This window comes from Enterobacter cloacae complex sp. S1 (assembly GCF_014930525.1).
GTDB lineage: Bacteria > Pseudomonadota > Gammaproteobacteria > Enterobacterales > Enterobacteriaceae > Enterobacter > Enterobacter hormaechei_C.
The window spans coordinates 263,687-283,235 of record NZ_JADBRE010000005.1 but is presented as its reverse complement, the minus strand read 5'-3'; the positions used below and the strand labels follow the sequence as shown (position 1 = coordinate 283,235).

The window sequence follows — 19,549 nt, the reverse complement described above, 5'->3', positions numbered from 1 at the left end:
CCACAGGGAGAGGGAGAACACCCTACTTATTATTCAACAGACACGTTTTCGAAGTGGTGTTTGCCCAGTGGATCAACCACGTAGCCCTTCACTTCTTTACGCACTGGCTCGTACACGGTGGAGTGAGCAACAATCAGCGCCGGAGCCTGATCGTGCATGACAACCTGAGCTTGCTTGTACAGTTCGATACGTTTGTTGTGATCGTCGGTCGCGCGCGCCGGCTGGATCAGATCTTCAAACGGCTTGTAGCACCAGCGAGAGTAGTTGGAACCGTCTTTCGCTGCCGCACAGCTGAACAGGGTCGCGAAGAAGTTGTCCGGATCCCCGTTGTCGCCGGTCCAGCCCATCATGACCGCCTGGTGTTCGCCCGCTTTAGCGCGCTTCAGGTACTCGCCCCACTCGTAGGTCACAATTTTGGCCTGTACGCCAATCTTCGCCCAGTCAGCCTGAACCATTTCCGCCATACGACGTGCGTTCGGGTTGTAAGGACGCTGTACCGGCATCGCCCACAGCTCGACGGTGAAGCCTTTGTCCTGGCCCGCTTCTTTCAGCAGCGCTTTCGCTTTCTCAGGATCGTAGGTGTAGTCCTTAATGTCGTCGTTATAACCCCACATGGTTGGTGGGATCAGGTTCTTGGCCGCAACGCCCGCGCCCTGGTAAACGGCTTTGATGATCGCTTCTTTGTTCACCGCGTAAGTCAGCGCCTGACGCACTTTCACGTCATCGAACGGTTTCTTCTCGGTGTTGAAGGAGAGATAACCCACGTTCAGGCCCGCCTGCTCCAGCAGGTTGATATTTTTGTCCTGCTTCATGCGCGCGATGTCAGCCGGGTTTGGATACGGCATCACCTGACATTCGTTTTTCTGCAATTTTGCGTAACGCACGGATGCGTCAGGCGTGATGGAGAAGACCAGACGGTCGATCTGCGGCTTGGTGCCCCAGTAGCCCGGGAAGGCTTTATACAGAATACGGGAATCTTTCTGGTACTGAAGCAGCTGGAACGGGCCGGTACCGATTGGGTTCAGGTCCACTTTTTCCGGCTTGCCGGCTTTCAGCATGTTGTCAGCGTACTCTTTAGAGAGAATCGAGGCGAAGTCCATCGCCAGGTCAGCCAGGAATGGCGCTTCCGGACGCGTCAGCACAAACTGAACGGTTTTATCGTCCACTTTTTTCACTTCAGCGATCAGGTCTGGCAGACCCATCCCTTCGAAGTATTCATAGCTGCCGCCAGACACTTTATGGTACGGGTTCTGGGCATTTTTCTGACGGTCGAAGGAGAACACAACGTCGTCGGCGTTAAAGTCGCGCGTAGGTTTAAATTCTTTGCTGTCCTGCCACTTCACGCCCTGGCGCAGGTGGAAGGTATAGGTTTTACCGTCTTCGCTGATATCCCACTTTTCAGCCAGGCCAGGAATTACTTCCGTGGTGCCGGTTTTAAATTCAACCAGACGGTTATAGATCGGTACAGAGCTTGCGTCGTAAGTCGTACCAGAGGTAAAGAGCTGTGGGTTAAAGCCTTCCGGAGAGCCTTCAGAACAGTAAACCAGGGTTTTTGCCTGTACGCTTGCTGCCACGGTCATGGCCACCAGGCTCAGACCAAGCTTCAGCATCCCTGACTTCTTCAAGGAAATACTCATTATTGTGCTCCAATGTGATGTTTTGCTTTGTTGTGTTACGCCGCCTGACCTTTATTTATTTTTTACCCGGTCCGGTCGGTGATGCCCGAAGGCGTTAAAAGGGATAGAGAATCCTTTCAGAAGAGCGTTTGAGTTGCAGCGCAGATCCTCCCTGAAATGCCCCTCGTGCCCTACAATCTGTCAACAGAATGTGAAAACGTCAATACAGGTGGCGGGGATTTACGTGGAGTGTGAGAAACCGCAAACAAAGATTAAAAAAACCCTGACCGTGAGTTTTCAGCAGAGAAATTTATGCTACTCGCCATGATGCAGCACAATTATCTTCATATTTCGCAACACTCAGTGATTAAGTTTTATTCAGAATGGGTAAATTTTCTTACAGAATGGTGATTATCTGAGCACTAAATACCGCGAACGTTAAAACGCACAGCGAAAAATGCTGAGGTTATCCATAAGCAACGCGAAAAAAGATCAAACTATATATAAAAAAATACAATGGATTATGTCACAAAACCGCAAGCAGGCAGGGGGAAGCAGGGCTAAGGGGTATTTTGAGGACTCGTGCGGGGTAACGCGTTAATGCAAAAAGGGCTAACCTTGCGGTTAGCCCTTTTTAGAATGTGGTCGGCGAGAGAGGATTCGAACCTCCGACCCACTGGTCCCAAACCAGTTGCGCTACCAAGCTGCGCTACTCGCCGAATGCGGAGCGCATCTTACTGCTGAGGTGCGCCCCCGTCAATCCCTTATTTTCAAAAAGCCATTCAACTGGCGATATTCTCGCCAGACCAGCTACTGCGCGGCTTTTGTGGTGTTATCAGGGAGTTTACACCAGTTGTTGTTTTCGTTAATCCCACCGTTCGGTGAGGTATAGCCGAGACAACCCATAATGGTGTCGTACAGCTCAACGTGACGGCGCGGTACCTTGATCTCTGCCTGCTGTTTCAGATGGGCAAACATTTTGGCTTTGTCCGGGTTTTCCAGGTACTTATCCGACATCCACATGATCATCGGCACGCGGAACTGCTCAGGCGGGGCCAGCTTACGCGGCGTGCCGTGTAAATGCTCTTTCTCGTTGATGGACTCGCCGTGGTCGGCCGCGTAAATCACAATCGCTTTCTTATCACGAAGCTGGTCGATCACCCGGCTGAGGAAGGTATCCACATACAGAATCGAGTTATCGTAGGCATTGATCAGCTCCTGCTTGCTACAGTTCTTGTTAATGCCGACGCACTCAGGCGTCCATTTGGCGAAATCGCGCGTGTAACGCTGATAGTAGCTGTAGTGTGACCCTTTGGTATGCAGAACAATAAGGTGCTTACCCTGCGGATGGTTTTTCAGCGACTGTTCCATCTCAGAGAGCAGCAGCATGTCATCAACGTTCTTTCCACGGTTACGCGGCTCGGCGCCAATCTGCTCGCGGTAGGCGATGTTATCCGCCATGGTGTTGGTGTAGAACCACATCTCACTTTGCATGGCGAACAGATCGGAGCTAAATCCAAGCTGCTTCAGAACAGCAAACACGTTTTGCTCTTTGAGAGTGCGCTGAGGATTATCACTCGCACCGCCCTCACGAACAAACATACAGCGCAACGAGAGCTTCGTGGCGGTATCGCAGGAGTAGCCGCGGTAAGCTACAAGATTCTTTTCCTGCGCCAGTTTCGGGGTGGTATCGCGGTCATAACCGAGAATACCCATATGATCCCAGCGCGTCGTTTCGCCGATAACGAAGACCACGTAAGTATCATCCAGCCCTTCAGCCGGAGCCTGGTAGGTGAACTTTTTGGTCGGGTTAATCAGCGATTTCACATCGCTGGATTCGTCCGCCTGAGCCCAGGCATAAAGACCTAACGCCGACAGCCAGTTAGACGGCAGATACGAGTTAGCCACCACGCCGCCGTAGCTTGGCATATCTACGCCTGTCGCTTTTTCGATCCGTTTTTGCTGTTTTTCCATCAGGCGAATAGGCGCCCATACCAGCAGACCCGCCAGAAGAACGACGGCGACGTTGCGGATGCGTTGCCCACGGGTACGCAGCTGGCGTAACAGGGTATAGCGACAGGTATTACTCCAGATAAAGAAGAGCGGGATCAGGCAGGTCAAAATCGTCCACACGATGAACCCTTGTCCCACCACCTCTTTCGAGAGATCGATGTCCGTGGTCATCACCGAGGCCACAATACCGTAGCCAATGACCACATTCATGAATGTCATGTAATAGCTTGCGGCGGCAGAGATAATCACCACCAGCGAGGCCAGAACCTGCCATGTACGTCTGCCAAAAAGCGAGAGCAGACGTAGCAGGAAGAAGGTTGCCAGAATTGAGCCAAACACTTCAATCGCGGCGAAAATCCCGTTTCTTACGGTGAGGTGTTCAAAATAACCTTCCACTCTTCTGAACAGCACCGCGCCATTCAGAAACAAACCGATATAGACAGCCAGCATCAGACACAACCTTTGCTGGGTAAGAGACCTGATATATTTCATGCAAACAACCCTGGGGGAAGGGGTATAAAGACCCGCCGAATCTCATTGAGAAAGCAGACAGAGTAAGTAGGTGCGAGGTAAACCGTTATCAGAAACGTCTACAAGCGCGATAAGTAGACCACAGCGAGGAAGAAAAGTGGCAGCAGAGAATGTGAATCGATGAAAATTTTTACAAAATAACAAGTCCGGAAGTGATATGGCGATAAAAAAAGAGGCCCTGCGGCCCCTTTTTATCGAATTATGCATGCGCTTCTTTATAGACCTCGCGCTGCGGCTGACGAATCGTGGTGGACAGCGCCAGCGAAATAATCAGCAAGGCAAATATCACGCAGAATGTCGCGTAGAAGCCACCAAACAGCGAGGCAATCAGCGATCCGCAAATACTGCCGATACCGAAGCCGAGATAAATCACACCGTAGTTTTTCGCCAGATTGTTCAGGCCGAAGAACTCGCTCACCAGCGACGGGAAGACGGTAATGGTGCCGCCAAAGTTAAAGGCTACGCAGGCTATCGCCGCAAAGAATGTCGCTTCGTTCAGCGGAGCGAACAGCAGCGCCGCCATCCCCACCAGGGAGATCACCTGCCCCAGCGTAATCACGCGGATCCGGGCGATTTTGTCAGACAAGATACCCAGTACCAGACGACCCGAGAGGTTAGCGATGGAGATGACCGTTACCGCGTTCGCCGCCGTCGCCGCGTCCAGCTTCACCATTCCCTGCGCAATATCTTTCGCCACGCCAATGACATACAGCCCGCTCATGCAGGCCGTCAGAAACATCACCGCCAGCATCCAGTACTGCGGTTTACGCATGGACTGTGCAAGGGTGAAATCATTCTCCACCACACCGTTAACGGTTTTCACTTCCTGCTGCGGCGCGTCTTTCATCAGCGTTGCGCCGAAGAGGATCATCACCAGCACAATCACGCCCCAGATCATAAAGGTTTTCTCAAGCCCCACCGAGGCCAGCAGATGCGCATCGATGAATTTGAAGCCGAGGCTGCCCAGGCCATATGAACCAATGGCAAACGCGGAGATAAGCCCTTTACGCTCCGGGAACCACTTCACGCAGTTAGACAGCGTCAGCAGGTAACCTGCGCCGTCCGCCAGCCCCACCAGCACCCCGGCGCTCAGCCACAGCATCATCAGGTTGTCGGAATATGCCGTCAGGAAGAAGCCCACGCCCAGCAAGATCCCGGAGGCCATGGTTACACGCTTCACGCCGAAGCGCTCCTGAAGTTTGCCCGCCACGGAAGAGGAAATTGCTAACCCAAGACTCAGCAAGCCGAAGGAGAACGCCACCTGGCTTATCGGCGCGCCGATCTTATCAGACAGGGCGCTGTTAAACAGGCTCCAGGTATAGACCGATCCCAGTGCGAACTGGGTAACGATGGTGCCGAATAGCGTCAGCCAACGCGTGCGGTTATAAGTTGATGTGTTCATGGCAGTGTCCTGCAAGATAAATTAAGGAAATTCGCTGAGGACACGATAAACAAAACCCCATAACACCAGGGGTAAAACGGCATGAAATGCAGGAGAAACGGAATGAAATGCCTGGAAGCGGGAATGAATGACCTTGCCGGAGAAGAAAAAGCTCAAAGGTGAGCGATCACTATCGCTACAGTCCCTGCCGTTATTGTATTAAATATGTTACCGCAGCGTTTAAAAAAGTGACAACCCTTTAAAATTTGGCGCTCAATCCCAGCGTATATAAATATTCTTCTTCAGTTTGCTGGTTATAGCTGATCTTCGCCCAGGGGTGTAAATCACCATACTGCGTATCGACACGCCACCCCAATGAGTTCACGCTGGCATGCCAGAGTGGATCGGTAAGCGACTGCGTGGTGGTTGTATCCTCAAACGCATTCACTGGTGCGGAGGGAGCGCCATCAGTGCGCCACGCCATTACGGGCCCGGTGGTGAAATGTCCCGCCACGGGAAAATTCCAGCCAACGCTCAGAACGGTTTCCGCATCTGAACCGGATGGGTCGTTCAGGGTAAACCCCGCAGCATTCTGCGTGCGGTTAATACGCTCCGCGAGAATATCTTCATAACGAGGTTGGTGATCGGCGTCCCATGTATAGCGTTCCATCGTATTACTTTGAGCATCTGAAACGATATATTCCTGTTGCCACGCAAAAGCGGTGTTACAAAAAAGCAGGCAGACTGAAACACCCACCAGGCCAGAAGCAGCATGGCGACCACTGATTTTTTTTATCATCATCAAAGCGACTCCAGAAAGAGCCGAGTTCGGCGATATATGTCATTGTTCGAAGAGGTATTAGGGCGTATAGCCCTGTATTAACTATTGTCTCTTTAGCAGACACGTCAAGCCGGGCAGATTGAAATTTTTGCGTTTACCGTATCCGGAAGGGAGATGACCTATGCAACGTTGCGGCTGGGTAAGCCAGGATCAGCTTTATATCGATTATCACGACAAGGAATGGGGCGTACCGGAAACCGACGGTAAAAAACTGTTTGAAATGATTTGCCTTGAAGGCCAGCAGGCCGGACTGTCGTGGATCACCGTTCTGAAAAAGCGTGAGAACTATCGCAAAGCCTTCCACCAGTTCGATCCGGCTGCGGTTGCCGCCATGACCGACGACGACGTGGAAAGGCTGGTTCTGGATACCGGTATCATCCGCCATCGCGGTAAAATTCAGGCCATTATTGGTAACGCGCGTGCTTATCTGGCGATGGAGCAAAACGGCGAACCCTTCTCAGCATTCGTCTGGTCGTTTGTGGATAACGAGCCGAAGGTGACGCAGGCCGCCACGCTTGCAGAGATCCCAACGTCGACCCCCGCCTCAGATGCCCTGTCGAAAGCGCTGAAAAAACGCGGCTTTAAGTTTGTGGGCACCACCATCTGTTACTCCTTTATGCAGGCCTGCGGGCTGGTCAATGACCACATTACGGGCTGCTTCTGCCATCCGGAGGGCCACCATGATCCGCAAATGGCAAAGTGAGGACACCGCTCCGCTTTTGAGTCTGTGGCTGGAGAGCACCACCGAGGCGCATCCGTTTATCGACGCAAGTTACTGGCAAGCGAATGAAGCGGTAGTGCGGGATGAATACCTTCCCGCCGCCGAGACCTGGGTCTGGGAAGAAAACAGTACCCTGTGCGGTTTTATCAGCGTCATGCAGTTCCAGTTCGTGGGGGCGTTGTTTGTCGCCCCGGCGTTCATCGGAAAGGGGATCGGGCGTGCGCTGCTGAACCACGTTCAGCAGCACTATCCGTATTTAACTCTGGAGGTGTATCAGAAAAACGTGCGGGCGGTGAATTTCTATCATGCTCAGGGTTTTCGCATCGAAGACAGCGCCTGGCAGGATGATACCCAACACCCGACGTGGATCATGAGCTGGCAGGCGGATCAAACGCCGTAAGGGTAAGCGCCGGTCCCTCATATTTCTCCACCCATGCCAGCGCCGTATTCCCCGCGCAGCCATTCCCCAGCTTCGAGCTGGGGAGATCTTTGGTCAGCACGTTTACGGCGCCGTTCTTACAAATACCGCCCTCGTCCAGCGCCAGATCAGGCCATGCGCCCTGATGAATGCAGAAAACGCCAGGGCGGATCCCGTCACTCACCACGGCGCCGGCCAGCACCTGCCCGCGCGCGTTCCAGACCCGAACGAGGTCGCCGTGGTTAATCCCCCGCGCCTTTGCGTCATCGCTGTTCAGCGCAATCGGCTCACGACCCGCCACCGCATACTGCTCGCGCAAAGCCGAATAGTTGAGCTGGCTGTGCAGACGATGGGCGGGATGGGCAGACAGCAGCTGAAGCTGCCCCGGCTGCGCATTGCCATGCCATTCGTCCGGCTCCAGCCACGCCGGATGTGGCGGACAGTCCGCGTAGCCAAAGCTGGCGATGCGTTCGCTGTAGATCACAATCTTCCCGCTTTCGGTTTTTAGCGGGTGATTCTCCGGATCGCGACGGAAGTCAGCAAAGCGCACAAACCGCGCATTCTGCTCGCTTTCCGGCATTTCGAAGAGTTGATTCGCCTCCCAGAACTCAGCGAATGGCGGCAGCGTCACGCCCTGCGCAGCCCCGCGCTGGCTGGCAATCTGGTAAAACGTTTCCAGCCATTGCAGATCGGTTTTGCCCTCGGTGAAACGCTCCCGACCGCCCGCTTCCCACATTTCACTCAGGTCGGCAAAGACATCAAAATCATCCCGCGCTTCATCCCGGGGAGCCACGACGCGCTTCATCGGCACCATATGCTGATTACTGTAATCCCCCGTCATGGTGAGATCGTTACGCTCGAACGAGGTCGTGGCGGGCAAAACGATATCGGCATGTTTCGCTGACGCGGTCCAGAAGCACTCCGAGATCACCACCAGCTCCGGTTTCTGCCAGGCGCGGATCAGGCGGTTAGTATCCTGGTGATGGGTGAAGTTGGCCCCACCCGCCCACCAGACAAACTTAATATCCGGGAAATGCCGATCCTGGCCGTTGTGCTGATAAAACCCGCCTGGGTTCTCCAGGGCTTCAACAATGCGTGCCACCGGAATTTTATCTACCGCGTCCACGCCACCCTGCACCGAGCCCTGCATGGAGGCCAGCACCGCGGCTTTTCGCGTCGGGTTGCCGCCGTTAGCAAAGTGATAGGAAAGCCCAAAACCGCCGCCGGGTGTGCCAATCTGCCCGAGCATCGCGGCGAGCGTCACCAGCATCCAGTGCTTCTGCTCGCCAAACTGCTGGCGCTGCATCCCCCAGCCGGACATGAGCATCGTGACACGGCTATGGAATAACGTCGCCAGTTCGCGGATTTTAACGGCATCAACGCCGCAAATCGCCGCAGCCCACTCTGCGGTTTTGGCGATACCGTCGGTTTGTCCCGTCAGGTAGTCGGCAAATTTATCGAAACCCGTGGTGCAGCGCGCCAGAAATTCCGTATCGTGCCAGCCGTTCTCCACCAGGGTGTGGGCGATGCCCAGCATCATCGCCACGTCGGTGCCCATATGCGGCGCGATCCACTCGGCGCTGTCGCCGAAGAAATCCAGCGTTTCAGAACGCATCGGATCGATACAGATGATGCGCTTGCCGCTTTTGCGCAGCGCATCAAAGTAGGAAACGCCCTGCTCGTCGGACGCATTCCAGGCAATTTTCAGGGTATTGAGCGGGTTGGCGCTCCAGAGCACCACTACCTCCGCATGCTCCAGCACCAGCGGCCAGCTGGTCTGCTGCTGATAAACCTCATTCCCGCCCACGACATACGGCATGATTGCCTGCGCCGCGCCGGTCGAGTAATCGCCCAGATGGCCGGTGTATCCTCCGGCCAGGCTCATATAGCGTTGCAGCAGGGTTGCGGCCTTATGCAGCACGCCGTTCGAGCGCCAGCCATAGGAGCCGGCAAAAATGGACGACGGGCCATAGCTGTCGCGAATGCGTTTATGCTGGGTATGGATCAGCGCCAGCGCGTCGTCCCAGCTCACGCGTACGAACTCATCCTGCCCACGAATACCCTGCGGCTTATCCGGTGACGCCAGAAAGCCTTTACGCACCATCGGCCAGCGGACGCGGGTTTTACTGTGTACCTGATCGCGAACGACGGTCTGTAAAGAGTTGAGATGGCGCGAAGGCAAAGCCCCGCGAGACGACAGCACAGTGTCGCCATCGGTTTCGACCAGCATCGGCCCCCAGTGGGCGGCGGTCAGAATGGTTTTTGTTGAGGTGCTCAAAGCGTGCGCTCCTGGTTGCGTGCAGGTGTTTCGGCCTTTCATTGAGGCAGTTTATCGTTTGTGACAAATTTCAGAGTTATACACTGAATTTTCTCCGTATCCGGACGTCATAATCCACTGCCACGTCCATCGTGGCAAAGAATAAAAAGGATTAAGGAAATAAGATGAAAAAACGCGTACTCGTTATTGCCGCTCTGGTGAGCGGCGCACTGGCTGTTTCTGGCTGCACAACCAACCCTTACACCGGTGAACGCGAAGCGGGCAAATCCGGCATTGGCGCGGGTATTGGTTCCCTGGTGGGCGCTGGCGTTGGCGCACTCTCCTCCTCCAAGAAAGATCGCGGCAAAGGTGCGCTGATTGGCGCAGCGGCAGGCGCAGCCCTGGGCGGCGGCGTGGGTTATTACATGGACGTGCAGGAAGCAAAACTGCGTGACAAAATGAAAGGTACGGGCGTGAGCGTGACGCGCAGCGGTGATAACATCATCCTGAACATGCCAAACAACGTGACCTTTGACAGCAGCAGCGCGACGCTGAAACCCGCAGGCGCAAACACCCTGACCGGCGTGGCCGCGGTGCTGAAAGAGTACAATAAAACTGCCGTGAACGTGATTGGCTACACCGACAGCACCGGCAGCCAGGATCTGAACATGCGTCTGTCCCAGCAGCGCGCCGATTCCGTGGCCAGCTCGCTGATCGCCCAGGGCGTAGAAGCGAACCGCATCCGCACCAGCGGCATGGGTCCGGCTAACCCGATCGCCAGCAACAGCACGGCGGAAGGCAAAGCGCAGAACCGCCGCGTTGAGATTACGTTAAGCCCGGTGCAGTAGGTAAAAGCAAAACGGCAACCCCGTTGCCGTTTTTAGTGTTTGCGCCCTCTCCCGTGGGAGAGGGTTGGGGTGAGGACATCAGACCGCAACCTCCGGTAAGCGCAGCGCCACCCGGCAAATAGCTTGATTCGCCAGATTTTCCCGCTAAGGTATTCTCACTAAATTCAGGGAAATCAGCGATGATCAAACCAACCCGGGCCACCATCAGCGACGTGGCGAAAGCCGCCAAAACCGGTAAAACCAGCATTTCACGCTACCTCAACGGCGAGAAACACCTGCTTTCCGATGCGCTGCTGGCGCGAATCGAACAGGCCATTGCCGATCTCGACTACCGTCCCAGCCTGATGGCGCGCGGCCTCAAGCGGGGCCGCACCCGTCTGATTGGCCTCATCATCGCCGATATCACCAACCCCTACTCCGTAAACGTCCTCAGCGGCATCGAAGCGGCATGCCGTGAGAAAGGCTTTACCCCGCTGGTCTGTAACACCAATAACGAGGTTGATCAGGAGCTGCATTACCTCGATCTGCTGCGCAGCTATCAGGTGGAAGGGATTGTGGTGAATGCCGTCGGGATGCGAGAAGAGGGGCTAAATCGTCTGCAACAATCGTCTCTGCCAATGGTGCTTATTGACCGAAAAATCCCGGAATTTGCCTGCGATGTGGTCGGGCTGGATAACACCCAGGCGGCTACCACCGCCACTGAGCACCTGATTGAACAGGGCTTCGAAGCCATTTTATTCCTGAGCGAACCGCTGGGCATGGTTAACACCCGCCGCGACCGCCTGGCTGCATTTCGTGCCACGCTGGCGCGATATCCCGGCGTGATCGCCGAGAATGCCGAAATCACCCTGCATGAAGCCGGGCAGCTGGATAATACCCTGCGCCAGTTCCATACCCGCCATCGGGGTATGCGCAAGGCGGTGATCTCCGCGAACGGGGCGCTGACGCTTCAGGTTGCCCGCTCGCTTAAACGCATTGGCCTGCACTGGGGCAGCGACATCGGCTTACTCGGCTTTGATGAACTGGAGTGGGCAGAACTTGCTGGCGTAGGCATCACCACCCTCAAACAACCCACCTGGCAGATCGGCTATGCCGCGGTTGAACAAGTGGTTCGCCGCATTGAAGGCACCCGCGACGCCGTACGCGAGCAGGTTTTTTCCGGCGAACTGATCGTTCGCGGCTCAACCGCCCGTTAATTCCCCCTTCGTGACAGCGATCATAAATTCAGCATCCCGATCTTTTCTTTGGAACCGGTTCCATCTAGCGTAATACTATCGATTACGCTCTGGAGTCAGGAAATGAGCAGGAAAATTATGGTGGTCACCGCCGCGTATGGTGCGGATCAGGTGCGACAGGCAGGCGGTCAACGGGCAATGCTTCCCGTTATTGCCGGCGCAGGAGCTGATGGCGTTGAAATCCGCCGCGAGCTCTTCAGCAACGACGAGTTAATGGCCCTGCCTGCGCTCGGCGAGTCCATTGAACTGCTGGGTTTACTGGCGTGCTACTCCGCCCCGGCCCCCCTGTTTATGCCCGATGGCACCCTCAACACGGATCTCCCGCGCTACCTTAGCGAAGCCAGCGCCCTGAACGCGCTGTGGCTTAAAGTCTCACTGGGTCATTTCAGCGACAAACAGCCGCTTGAAGCCCTGCGCGCACTGCTGGATGAAAGCGGCATGACGCTGGTGGTGGAAAACGACCAGACCGACTGCGGGCAGCTCGCGCCGATGCAGCGCTTCAAAGCCGCCTGCCGGGTAATGGCGCTGCCGGTCACGCTGACGTTCGATATGGGCAACTGGCTGTGGGTTGGCGACTCTCCGGAAGAGGCTGCACGTCAGCTGGCTCCCGCCGTGAGCTATATTCATGTGAAGTCCGCAGTCCCGCATAAGGCGCAGTTCCGCGCCGTCGCGCCGGATCAGACCGATTCTCGCTGGCGGGATCTGCTTAATCTACTCCCTGCCGATGCGCCACGCGGTATCGAATTTCCGCTGGAAGGGACGGATCTCACCGCCGTCACCCGCCATTACGTCAACCTGCTGCGCGAGGAGTAAACCATGCACAAGACGCTGGATGTCATCACCATTGGCGAGGCCATGGCGATGTTTGTCGCCACCGAAACGGGCGAGCTGAGCGCAGTGGAGTACTTCATTAAACGCGTGGCAGGTGCCGAGCTGAATGTTGCTACCGGCCTTGCGCGGCTGGGGCTGAATGTCGGCTGGGTAAGCCGTGTGGGAAATGACAGCTTTGGCCATTTTGTTCTCGACTCGCTGAAAAAAGAGGGCATTGATGCCGCAGGCGTGACCCTCGACGGACGCTTTGCGACGGGCTTTCAGCTGAAATCTAAAGTTGAAAATGGAACCGATCCCATCGTGGAGTATTTCCGCAAAGGCTCAGCGGCAAGCCATCTCTCCGTGGATGATTATCACGCCGCGTATTTCTCCTCCGCGCGCCACCTGCACCTGAGCGGCGTGGCGGCGGCGCTCTCGACCAGCTCGTACGATTTACTGGATCACGCGGCTTCGGCAATGAAAGCACAGGGCAAAACGATCTCTTTCGATCCTAACCTGCGCCCGGTGCTGTGGAAAAGCGAAGCGGAGATGGCTGAGAAACTCAACCGACTGGCGTTTCAGGCGGACTGGGTTCTGCCTGGCATAAAAGAGGGAATGATCCTCACTGGCGAAAGCACGCCCGAAGGCATTGCTGATTTTTACCTCAACAGAGGGGTAAAAGCCGTGGTGCTGAAAACCGGTGCCGACGGCGCATGGTTCAAAACTGCCGACGGTGAGCAAGGCGCTGTCGCTGCGGTAAAAGTCGACAACGTGGTCGATACCGTGGGCGCGGGCGATGGGTTTGCCGTCGGGGTCATCAGCGCTCTGCTGGAGGGCAAACCGCTGTCGCAGGCCGTGGCGCGAGGCAACAAAATTGGTTCGCTGGCGATTCAGGTGCAGGGCGACAGCGAAGGATTACCAACACGAGCAGAGCTCGGCGTCTAAATTCCCTCTCCCTGTGGGAGAGGGCCTGGGTGAGGGCAGCAATCCGCACCAGATAATTAAGCCACCGTGTACCCTACAGACAACGGCGGCAACAACCTCAACAACAGAGGCAAGCCTATGAACAGTTCGACCAATGCAGTAAAACGCTGGTGGTACATCATGCCAATCGTGTTTATCACGTACAGCCTGGCGTACCTGGATCGTGCCAACTTCAGTTTCGCATCCGCCGCCGGGATCAACGAAGACCTCGGGATCACCAAAGGGGTCTCCTCCCTGCTGGGTGCCCTCTTCTTCCTGGGTTATTTCTTCTTCCAGATCCCCGGCGCGATTTACGCTGAACGCCGCAGCGTGCGAAAGCTCATTTTCATCTGCCTGATCTTATGGGGTGCCTGTGCGTCGCTTACTGGCGTGGTGAATAACATTCCTGCTCTGGCGGCTATTCGCTTTATTCTCGGCGTGGTTGAGGCGGCCGTCATGCCAGCAATGCTGATTTACATCAGCAACTGGTTCACAAAATCTGAGCGTTCACGTGCTAATACGTTCCTGATACTCGGTAACCCGGTCACCGTGTTGTGGATGTCGGTGGTTTCCGGCTACCTGATCCAGTCCTTCGGCTGGCGCGAGATGTTCATCATCGAAGGGGTTCCCGCGATTATCTGGGCCTTCTGCTGGTGGGTGCTGGTGAAAGATAAGCCAGCCCAGGCAAAATGGCTTTCAGAGGACGAAAAAGCCGCACTCCAGGCGCAGCTGGATAAAGAGCAGCAGGGGCTGAAAGCGGTGCGTAACTACGGTGAAGCCTTCCGCTCCCGGAACGTTATTCTGCTGTGCGCACAGTATTTTACCTGGAGTATTGGCGTGTACGGCTTTGTGCTGTGGCTGCCGTCGATTATCCGCAGCGGCGGTGAAAACCTTGGCATGGTGGAAGTGGGCTGGCTGTCATCGGTGCCTTACCTGGCTGCGACCATCGCGATGATTATCGTTTCCTGGGCATCGGACAAGCTGCAAAACCGTAAGCTGTTCGTCTGGCCACTGCTGCTGATCGCTGCTTTTGCCTTTATTGGCTCCTGGGCCGTGGGCGCGAACCACTTCTGGGCTTCGTATACGCTGCTGGTGATTGCGGGTGCGGCCATGTATGCCCCGTATGGTCCGTTCTTTGCCATCATCCCGGAAATGCTGCCGCGTAACGTCGCTGGGGGCGCGATGGCGTTGATCAACAGTATGGGTGCGCTGGGTTCGTTCTTTGGCTCGTGGTTTGTGGGCTATCTGAACGGCGCCACCGGCAGCCCATCGGCCTCTTACATCTTTATGGGGGTGGCGCTTTTTGCCTCGGTATGGCTTACTCTGATTGTTAAGCCTGCTAATAATCAACAGCTACCCGTCGGCGCACGCCACGCCTGAATCCTTTTAAAATCAACGGAGATTAGCATGAAGCCGTCCGTCATTTTGTACAAAGCACTGCCTGAAGACCTGCAAAAACGCCTGGAAGAACACTTTACCGTTACCCGGGTCAAGAACCTCAGCCCGGAAACCGTGGCACAGCACGCCGACGCGTTTGCCAGCGCCGAGGGCCTGCTGGGTTCGAGCGAAAAGGTGGATGCAGCGCTGCTGGAGAAAATGCCGAAGCTTCGTGCTACCTCAACCGTTTCGGTGGGATACGACAATTTCGACGTGGATGCGCTAAACGCGCGCAGCATCCTGCTGATGCACACGCCGCATGCCCTGACGGAGACCGTCGCCGACACGCTGATGGCGCTGGTACTCAGCACCGCCCGTCGCGTGGTGGAAGTGGCCGAGCGCGTGAAAGCGGGCGAATGGACGAAAAGCATTGGCCCGGACTGGTTCGGCGTGGACGTTCATGGCAAAACGCTGGGGATTGTTGGGATGGGGCGCATCGGTCTGGCACTGGCACAGCGCGCGCATTTCGGCTTCAACATGCCCATCCTGTATAACGCACGCCGTCACCACACTGAAGCTGAAGAACGTTTCAATGCCCGCTACTGCGAGCTTGATACGCTGTTGCGGGAAGCCGACTTTGTCTGCCTGATCCTGCCGCTGACGGATGAAACGCGTCATCTCATCGGCAAAGCGGCGTTTGAAAAGATGAAGAAATCGGCCATTTTCATCAACGCGGGTCGTGGTCCGGTGGTCGATGAGAAGGCGCTGATTGAGGCACTGCAAAACGGTGAGATCCACGCCGCTGGTCTGGACGTGTTTGAACAGGAGCCGCTGCCGGTGGATTCTCCGCTACTGACTATGCCGAACGTCGTCGCCCTGCCCCACATCGGCTCTGCCACTCATGAAACACGCTACAATATGGCGGCGACCGCCGTGGATAATCTGATTGCCGCGCTCGGCGGTAAAGTGGATAAGAACTGCGTTAACCCACAGATACAACAGTAGAAACGAAAAAACCCGCCAGAAGGCGGGTTTTTGAATTTTGTGCTACTGGGTTGGAAGCTTACAGGCTTACAACGTTACCAGCTGCTGGGCCTTTAGCGCCGCTTTCGATGGTGAAGGAAACTTTCTGACCTTCATCCAGAGATTTGTAGCCATCGTTCTGGATAGCAGAGAAGTGTACGAACACGTCTTTAGAGCCATCGTCAGGAGTGATGAAGCCGAAACCTTTATCAGCGTTGAACCATTTTACCAGACCAGTCATTTTAGCAGACATAGAAATTACCTTATTAACAAATATATTGTGCCTTCCGGCTTGATGGATTGCGTTACAGATTTTTAAGCGATGAAGGAAGGGTCACTACGAAGGGTATCTATGGATAACAATCTGGACTGCTTTACTAAACTGCTTTAGGTCTGTGTAACAAACCGACGAACATAGTTATACCGATGTGGTAGATGAATGACAAGCGTTATTTTCATCAAGCATAAAAAAAACCCCGCCGAAGCGGGGGTTTTTCTTATTCCGTAGCAGCGACCGCTGCGCTCCAGGCCTGGCTAAAGGCCTGATGCTGGGACGCGAGCGGCCCGATCAGCGCGTTGTACTGGCTCGCCTGCTGGGAGGTCGGGAACTGGATACCGTTAGAGACGAAGCTCACCTGCGTACCTTGTTCACTGATAAAGTCACCCACCTGAACCAGCTGCTGAGTAAAGACCTGCGCCGCCGGGATCAGCGGTTGCAAGGCGTTTGACGGCTTGGTCACAACTTTCTCATACACCTGGTCATAGACCGGTTTGAGATCCTCGCCCTGCTTCAACGCGGAACGCGACGCATCAGCCTGCATTTTGGCATTTTGCAGCTGCTGGCTCAGTACCCCAAGCGCGCCATTTGACTGGCGCAGCGGTTCGCGCTGGGTCATATAATCCTGTGGAACGCGGATGGCATTCACGCTATCCACTACCGGGCGAATACCGGAATCCATCGCCTGGCTTACCTGCTGTGAATAGCCATACAGAATGGCGTAATCCGACACGAATGGACCAAACTGTTTTTTCTGATCCGCAGTCAGCGTTGGTAAACGCTCGCCGCTACGCATCACTGTATTCTGTAGAAAATCGATAAACGCTTTGCGCTGATCGCCTTCTTTATCGAAACACCCACTCAGGCTAACAACCATCAACAACGCCGCAATAGGCGCAAACCAGCGAGAGCAGGACTTTCCTGTCGCCATTTTATTACTCCTTTCACCCAAAAAGCGCACACCGGCACACGCGTGCCCAACGCTGACAAGGATAGTCCAGGTCAGCCTTGCAAGATAGAGTTTTCATGCAAAACGGGTATTCCCGTTTTTGTACTGACTATTTACAAAAAAATACCTGTGCATCCCTACATATGACTAATCAGGTAATTAGCATAACTATCCATATAGCTGAAACGCGTAAAGCGATCGTTATCGCAAAATTAATCACAGCCGTGACGATCCTGTGTCTGGTTTAGGGACTATTCTTAACAGGCTCTCTGATGTTCATGATCCCGATGTGTGATTTATGAGGAGTTCTCAATGGAATTAAAAGATCCTGAGTTTGAGCTGCTGAGCAGCCTGGAACAGATTATTTTTAAAGATGTACCGCCGACGGTTACCCTGAATCAAAAGTCCAATCCTTTTAGTGAATTTGAGCGTTTACGCAAAGGATCGGGCCTGAAAACAGATGAATTCGCAAGAGCGATGGGTGTCAGCGTAGCGATGGTGGTGGAGTGGGAGTCAAAACGTGAAAAACCAACCCCAGCCGAGCTAAAGCTGATGCGCCTGATCCAGGCAAACCCTGACCTTCGCAAGCAGTTAGCCTGATAAAGTTTGTTTGCCCCCGCCCTTGCGGGGGCTTGTGTTTACAGGCTTTCACATCGCCATCCCGTCTCTTCCCACACCAGTTCATGCGTCAACTTCAGCCCTGCCAGAAAGGCTTCATCATGCGACACCACCAGCAGCGCGCCGGGGTAATCGGCTAAGGCCGCTTCTATAGCCTGAACAGAGGCCAGATCAAGATGGTTGGTTGGCTCATCCAGAAGCAACAGCTGCGTTGCCGCTTCACGCCACAATACGCAGGCCAGCGCGGCCTTCAGGCGCTCGCCGCCACTCAGTTCGGCCAGTGGTAGTGTCACTTTCTCTGCGCCCAGCTGAAGCTGCGCTAAACGGGTACGCAGCGCCCCTTCTTCGAGCGGCGTATTGCCCAGGCTAAGGTGTGTCATCACCGACTGCGACAGATCCAGCCGGGAAAGATGCTGATCGAGATACGCACACCTGACAGAGACCTTACAGGTTCCCGTGACAGGGGCTGTTTCGCCCAACATCACTTTCAACAGCGTGGATTTTCCACAGCCGTTCGGCCCGCGTAGCGCCACGCGCATCGGGCCATCCATTCGCCAGTTTATCGGGGAGACAGGCACGTGCGGAAGCACCAGTTCTTCCAGCACCAGCACCTGTTTTCCTTCCGGGATTTCACTGCCCGGCAGGGTAAACATCACCGCGTTATCCTCTTCAACCCGCTCGCGTGCCTGGTTGACCGCAGCGTTCAGAGCATAATTTTGATCGCTATGCTGTTTTTTCCAAGAACCAATACGCTCTTTAGCCGCCCCTTTGTATTTGACCCGTTCAAACGAGGCGATGTTAAGGCTGTCGACCGTGCGAAGCGTTTTGGCTGAACGCCGCAGGCTGTCGTCATGCTCTTTATGCATACGGGCGCGGATACGCTTGCGTTCGGTGGCAGCATGCTCCAGCGCGGCGCGGGCAGCCAGCTGCTCAGCATCACGCTGGGTTCGATAGTCAGCATAATTCCCACCGTAGCTGCGCAAGCCCAATGCGCTCAGTTCAAGGATACGCGGTACCTGGGCCAGCAACTCACGGTCGTGGGAGGCCACCAGCACCCCACCCTGATACCGGGAAAGCTGCTCGTAGAACCACTTGCGGCCTTGCCTGTCGAGGTGGTTGGTCGGTTCGTCCAGCAGCAGGTAATCAGCATCTGCGGCGAATGCGCCGCACAGCAAGGCACGAATGCGCTCACCGCCGCTCAGCTCTGCCGCGCGTTTATTCGGGTCAAAAGGGGGAAGTTTTGCAGCGATAAAAGCCTGGCTCAGCCGTTCAGCCAGATCCCAGTAACCGTCGAGCGTGTCGAGATCGTCGGGTTCATAATGACCGCTGTCGATGCGCGTGCGCGCCGCAAAGATCGCGTCGTAACCAAGCAGTCCGGCAAGCGTCGTATCCGCAGAAATATCCTGCTGCTGCGCCACATAGACGTGTGTACCAAAGCGCTCAATATGACCGCTGGCGGGTTCATCAACCCCTGCCAGCAGCCGCAGAAGGCGTGTTTTACCGCTGCCGTTGCGGCCAACCAGCGCGCACACTGACGCATCCAGAGAAAGATTCAGTGGACCAAAAAGGATATCGCCCGTCGCAAACTGACAGGTGACCTGATGCAAAATAAAAGAGGGGGACTGCGCAAAATGAGCCATAAGCACTCCTGAATGAAATCAAAACATCCCC

17 protein-coding genes and 1 tRNA gene are annotated in these 19,549 nt (G+C 55.2%); 9 read left to right on the top strand and 9 right to left on the bottom strand.

What is annotated here, in order from left to right:
- Window positions 1–29 precede the first annotated feature (29 nt).
- From dppA to IM290_RS06515, 5 genes are all read right to left on the bottom strand, one after another.
- Window positions 30–1,637, bottom strand: coding sequence for a dipeptide ABC transporter periplasmic-binding protein DppA (dppA, locus tag IM290_RS06535; RefSeq protein WP_193042233.1), 1,608 nt, complete (start codon window positions 1,635–1,637; stop codon window positions 30–32).
- 621 nt (window positions 1,638–2,258) lie between these two features.
- Window positions 2,259–2,335 (bottom strand) — tRNA-Pro (locus IM290_RS06530).
- Window positions 2,336–2,426: 91 nt separating this feature from the next.
- A complete protein-coding gene (gene eptB, locus IM290_RS06525; protein WP_193042234.1) occupies window positions 2,427–4,121 on the bottom strand; it encodes a kdo(2)-lipid A phosphoethanolamine 7''-transferase in 1,695 nt (564 codons plus the stop codon).
- A 238-nt stretch (window positions 4,122–4,359) separates the two neighbouring features.
- Window positions 4,360–5,562, bottom strand: coding sequence for an MFS transporter (locus tag IM290_RS06520; RefSeq protein ID WP_193042235.1), 1,203 nt, complete (start codon window positions 5,560–5,562; stop codon window positions 4,360–4,362).
- 238 nt (window positions 5,563–5,800) lie between these two features.
- On the bottom strand, window positions 5,801–6,343 hold the full coding sequence (locus IM290_RS06515; protein ID WP_015569983.1) for a hypothetical protein: 543 nt from the start codon (window positions 6,341–6,343) through the stop codon (window positions 5,801–5,803).
- 160 nt (window positions 6,344–6,503) lie between these two features.
- On the opposite strand from IM290_RS06515, the gene tag reads away from it, so the two are divergent.
- Both tag and IM290_RS06505 read left to right on the top strand, forming a co-directional pair.
- Window positions 6,504–7,085 carry a DNA-3-methyladenine glycosylase I gene (tag, locus tag IM290_RS06510; RefSeq protein WP_017383572.1) on the top strand — a complete coding sequence of 194 codons (582 nt, stop codon included), beginning with the start codon at window positions 6,504–6,506 and terminating at the stop codon, window positions 7,083–7,085.
- Entirely contained in the window at window positions 7,063–7,503 is a 441-nt protein-coding gene (locus IM290_RS06505; RefSeq protein ID WP_047057048.1) for an N-acetyltransferase, read from the top strand. Before tag ends, IM290_RS06505 begins: the two co-directional genes overlap by 23 nt.
- On the opposite strand, the gene IM290_RS06500 is transcribed toward IM290_RS06505, so the two are convergent.
- Complete coding sequence (locus IM290_RS06500) at window positions 7,472–9,841, bottom strand: molybdopterin guanine dinucleotide-containing S/N-oxide reductase (RefSeq protein WP_044488942.1); 2,370 nt, start codon at window positions 9,839–9,841, stop codon at window positions 7,472–7,474. The two genes, IM290_RS06505 and IM290_RS06500, sit on opposite strands and share 32 nt — an antisense overlap.
- Window positions 9,842–9,963: 122 nt before the next feature.
- Here IM290_RS06500 and IM290_RS06495 point away from each other — a divergent pair, with 122 nt between their 5' ends.
- The 6 genes from IM290_RS06495 (at window position 9,964) to ghrB (ending at window position 16,016) form a co-directional block, all read left to right on the top strand.
- Window positions 9,964–10,626, top strand: a complete 663-nt coding sequence (locus IM290_RS06495; protein ID WP_015569987.1) for an OmpA family lipoprotein — start codon at window positions 9,964–9,966, stop codon at window positions 10,624–10,626.
- Window positions 10,627–10,805: 179 nt separating this feature from the next.
- A complete protein-coding gene (locus IM290_RS06490; RefSeq protein ID WP_047746386.1) occupies window positions 10,806–11,822 on the top strand; it encodes a LacI family DNA-binding transcriptional regulator in 1,017 nt (338 codons plus the stop codon).
- Window positions 11,823–11,924: 102 nt separating this feature from the next.
- Complete coding sequence (locus IM290_RS06485; RefSeq protein ID WP_193042236.1) at window positions 11,925–12,674, top strand: sugar phosphate isomerase/epimerase; 750 nt, start codon at window positions 11,925–11,927, stop codon at window positions 12,672–12,674.
- Between the two features lie 3 nt (window positions 12,675–12,677).
- A complete protein-coding gene (locus tag IM290_RS06480) occupies window positions 12,678–13,616 on the top strand; it encodes a sugar kinase (protein ID WP_032668836.1) in 939 nt (312 codons plus the stop codon).
- A 117-nt stretch (window positions 13,617–13,733) separates the two neighbouring features.
- A complete protein-coding gene (locus IM290_RS06475) occupies window positions 13,734–15,014 on the top strand; it encodes an MFS transporter (RefSeq protein WP_001089079.1) in 1,281 nt (426 codons plus the stop codon).
- A 27-nt stretch (window positions 15,015–15,041) separates the two neighbouring features.
- Window positions 15,042–16,016 carry a glyoxylate/hydroxypyruvate reductase GhrB gene (gene ghrB, locus IM290_RS06470; RefSeq protein ID WP_045329437.1) on the top strand — a complete coding sequence of 325 codons (975 nt, stop codon included), beginning with the start codon at window positions 15,042–15,044 and terminating at the stop codon, window positions 16,014–16,016.
- Between the two features lie 58 nt (window positions 16,017–16,074).
- Here the strand turns inward: ghrB and cspA are convergent, their stop codons facing one another.
- Both cspA and IM290_RS06460 read right to left on the bottom strand, forming a co-directional pair.
- Window positions 16,075–16,287, bottom strand: coding sequence for an RNA chaperone/antiterminator CspA (gene cspA / locus IM290_RS06465; protein WP_003860775.1), 213 nt, complete (start codon window positions 16,285–16,287; stop codon window positions 16,075–16,077).
- 244 nt (window positions 16,288–16,531) lie between these two features.
- Window positions 16,532–17,242, bottom strand: coding sequence for a DUF3053 domain-containing protein (locus tag IM290_RS06460; protein WP_017383576.1), 711 nt, complete (start codon window positions 17,240–17,242; stop codon window positions 16,532–16,534).
- 330 nt (window positions 17,243–17,572) lie between these two features.
- Between IM290_RS06460 and IM290_RS06455 the strand changes: the two genes are divergently transcribed.
- Window positions 17,573–17,860 (top strand): HTH-type transcriptional regulator, encoded by a 288-nt coding sequence (locus IM290_RS06455; protein ID WP_193042237.1) that lies wholly within the window; start codon window positions 17,573–17,575, stop codon window positions 17,858–17,860.
- A 38-nt stretch (window positions 17,861–17,898) separates the two neighbouring features.
- Here the strand turns inward: IM290_RS06455 and IM290_RS06450 are convergent, their stop codons facing one another.
- Window positions 17,899–19,518, bottom strand: a complete 1,620-nt coding sequence (locus IM290_RS06450) for an ABC-F family ATP-binding cassette domain-containing protein (protein WP_193042238.1) — start codon at window positions 19,516–19,518, stop codon at window positions 17,899–17,901.
- Window positions 19,519–19,549: the final 31 nt, after the last annotated feature.